The sequence below is a fragment of the Kosakonia sp. H7A genome (assembly GCF_003028445.1).
GTDB lineage: Bacteria > Pseudomonadota > Gammaproteobacteria > Enterobacterales > Enterobacteriaceae > Kosakonia > Kosakonia radicincitans.
On sequence record NZ_PYTZ01000091.1, the window covers coordinates 1 to 486 of the forward strand.

Here is a 486-nt window from a genome sequence, read left to right on the forward strand (position 1 = left end):
GACACGCTGGAAACTGCGCGGCTAGGCGCCGTCAGGGTCTGGCTGCGCCAGGACGGCCTGGCCGTGCGTGCACAACGCCGCTGGCAGCCACGCTGGTGGGATGCGGAGGAACGCCTGCGCGCGACTGCTATCCTATCGGCCAGCAAACAGGCGGCCGATCGCGCCGGAGGATCTGAACGTGTGGGAACTGGTCAAGGCGGGCGGCTGGCCCATGGTGCCCCTGCTGCTGCTGGGGGTGCTGGCGCTGGCGATCATGCTCGAACGCCTGTGGACACTGCGCCGCAATGAAGTGCTGCCGCCGGGCCTGGGCGAAGAGGTGCGCAACTGGGCGGCACGCGGCAAGCTCGACCCCTCCCACATCGAATCCCTGCGCCGCAGCTCGCCGCTGGGCGCGTTGCTGGCCGCCGCGCTGGACATGCGTGGCCGCCCGCGTGAGCTGGTGCGCGAGCGTATCGAGGACACCGGTCGCCACATCGTCCACCGCAT

At 70.6% G+C, this 486-nt stretch carries 1 pseudogene; it reads left to right on the plus strand.

Annotation, left to right across the window (positions count from 1 at the left end):
* Window positions 1-178: 178 nt before the first annotated feature.
* Window positions 179-486, plus strand: a pseudogene (locus tag CWM66_RS28360) (MotA/TolQ/ExbB proton channel family protein); the annotation flags it as partial.